General features: G+C 70.7%; 3 protein-coding genes. 2 read left to right on the forward strand and 1 reads right to left on the reverse strand.

Features of this window, described 5'->3' with window-relative positions:
- Nucleotides 1-95 precede the first annotated feature (95 nt).
- Nucleotides 96-815, reverse strand: a complete 720-nt coding sequence (locus GTW43_RS24315; protein WP_161304167.1) for a FadR/GntR family transcriptional regulator — start codon at nucleotides 813-815, stop codon at nucleotides 96-98.
- A 232-nt stretch (nucleotides 816-1,047) separates the two neighbouring features.
- On the opposite strand from GTW43_RS24315, the gene GTW43_RS24320 reads away from it, so the two are divergent.
- Both GTW43_RS24320 and GTW43_RS24325 read left to right on the forward strand, forming a co-directional pair.
- Nucleotides 1,048-2,148: a sugar ABC transporter substrate-binding protein gene (locus GTW43_RS24320; protein WP_161304168.1), complete on the forward strand. Its 1,101-nt coding sequence runs from the start codon at nucleotides 1,048-1,050 to the stop codon at nucleotides 2,146-2,148.
- An 8-nt stretch (nucleotides 2,149-2,156) separates the two neighbouring features.
- On the forward strand, nucleotides 2,157-2,496 hold a 340-nt coding region (locus GTW43_RS24325), incomplete at its 3' end, for an ATP-binding cassette domain-containing protein (RefSeq protein WP_343246106.1).

Here is a 2,496-nt window from a genome sequence, read left to right on the forward strand (position 1 = left end):
GGCTGGTCGCGCAGTTCCCCGCGCCCCTGAAGTGCAGGCGCTGCGCGCCGCACTTCAGGGCGCGACCCCACCGGGGACAGGCCGCTCCTCGGCAGTCAGGGCAACGGCGGTACGGGCCCGGCCAGTTGTGAGCGCAGCCACGCCTCGACCTCGCCGACATGCGCCGCGGCAGCGGCCCGCGCCGCCTCCGGGTCGTGCGCGACCAGCGCCCGGTGGATGCGGGCGTGCTCACGCCGGGTCCGTTCGAACGCGCCCTCCTCCTGGTACCCCCGCCACACCCGCGCCCGGAACGTCCGGGAGGACAGCCCCTCCAGGATCGCCGCCATCGTCTCGTTGCCCGCCGCGGCCACGATCGCCCGGTGGAACGCGAGGTCGTGGGAGAGGATCTCCTCCGGGTCGTCGGTCGCGTCCATCGCCGCCAGATGCTCCTCGACCTCGGCGAGCTGCGCCCTGCTGATCCGGGCCGCCGCGAGCGCCGTCGCCGTCGACTCCAGGATGCGGCGCACCTCGAGCAGCTCCACGAGCTGCGGACCGCGGGACAGATCGGCGACGACCCCGAAGGTCTCGAGGAGGTCGCCGGCCTCCAGCTGTGTGACGTAGATGCCGGAACCGTGCCGGGCCTCGAGGACGCCGAGCACGGTCAGCGCCCGGATCGCCTCCCGCATCGACGAGCGGGAGATGCCCAGCTGGGCCGCCAGCTCGCGCTCGGTGGGCAGCCGCTGTCCGGGCTCCAGGCCACCGCTGCCGATCATCGCCTTGAGCTGCTCGATCGCGCGCTCCGTGACGGTGCCCTTCTGGGGGGCGGTCTGCTCCACGATGACGTCCTCCCGCTGCCGGATGCGGCGCAGTCTAACCAGCCGGGTGGTCCGACCACCAGCAGGGTGGTCGGACCTCTCCGAGGTCTCAGAGGCGTAAAAGCCCAGAAAAGTTGGTCCCACGGGGTGTTGGCCCCCTGAAGTGGTCTGATAAATATCTCGGCGCGGCCGGTACCCGAACGGTCAGGGCCCGGTCGCACCCGTTGACTTCCCGCAGCCGAGGAGCGGTCCGATGACTGGCACCACGAAGGGCACGAACGGCACGAGGACCGCGCGAGTCTCGCGCGGCAGGACGCTGCGCGCGGCGGCCCTGCTGGGGTGCGCGGCCCTCGCCCTCACCGCGTGCGGCAGCACCAAGGACGACGCCGCGGGCGCCGCGGGCGGCGGGGGAGGCGACGGCAAGGGCAAGGTCGGCGTCATCCTGCCCCTGCTGACCTCGCCGTTCTGGCAGTCCTACAACGACTACGTGCCGAAGATGGCCACGTCGGAGGGCGTCGACGCGCTGAAGACCGTCAACTCCAACAGCGACCCCTCGCAGCAGATCACCGACATCAACAACCAGCTCAACCAGGGGGTGAAGGGTCTCGTCGTCGCCCCGCTGGACAGCGCGGCCATCGCCGCGGGGCTCGACCAGGCCGAGCGCAAGGGCGTGCCCGTCGTCGCCGTCGACGTCGCCCCCGAGAAGGGCAAGGTCGCCATGGTCGTGCGGGCGAACAACGTCGCGTACGGCGAGAAGGCGTGTGCCTACCTCGGCGGCCAGGTCACCTCGGGCAAGGTCGTGCAGATCATGGGCGACCTCGCCTCGGTCAACGGCCGCGAGCGCTCCAAGGCCTTCCGCGACTGCGTGGCGAAGAAGTACCCGAAGCTCAAGGTCCTGGAGATCCCGGCGAAGTGGGAGTCTGACACCGCGGCCTCCAAGCTCGACACCCTCCTCAACGCGAACCCCGACATCAAGGGCATCTACCTGCAGGCGGGCGGCGTCTACCTCGCCCCCACGCTCCAGACCCTCAAGTCCAAGGGCATGCTGAAGAAGGCCGGCGAGAAGGGCCACATCGCGATCGTCTCCAACGACGGCATCCCGCAGGAGTTCGACGCGATCCGCAAGGGCCAGATCGACGCCACCGTCTCCCAGCCCGCCGACGCCTACGCCAAGTACGGCATGTACTACATCAAGGCGGCGATGCAGGGGAAGACGTTCGAGCCGGGCCCGACCGACCACGACTCGGAGATCGTCAAGCTGCCCAGCGGGATCCTCGAGGACCAGCTGCCCGCGCCGCTCGTCACGAAGGACAACGTGGACGACCCCAAGCTCTGGGGAAACACGGTCAAGTGAGCGCCCCCGTGAGCACCCCCCTCGTCGAGGCCCGCGGCATCGCCAAACGCTACGGGCCCACGGTCGCTCTCGCCGACGGACGCCTCACCGTCCACGCCGGCGAGTCCCACGCCCTCGTCGGCCGCAACGGCGCGGGAAAGTCCACTCTCGTCACCGTCCTGACGGGACTTCAGGAACCGGACGCCGGCACGCTCGCCTTCGACGGTGAACCCGCACCGCCGCTCGGCGACCGCGAGGCCTGGCGCGCCAAGGTGGCCTGCGTCTACCAGAAGCCCACCGTGGTCCCCGAACTCACCGTCGCCGAGAACCTGTTCCTCAATCGGCAGCCCGACGCCCGCCGCGGCTTCT

Source organism: Streptomyces sp. SID5785 (assembly GCF_009870065.1).
Lineage (GTDB): Bacteria > Actinomycetota > Actinomycetes > Streptomycetales > Streptomycetaceae > Streptomyces.

Coding starts and splice junctions, on each gene's coding strand:
- GTW43_RS24320 (WP_161304168.1), top strand. CDS start 1,048: ATGACTGGCACCACGAAGGGCACGAACGGCACGAGGACCGCGCGAGTC.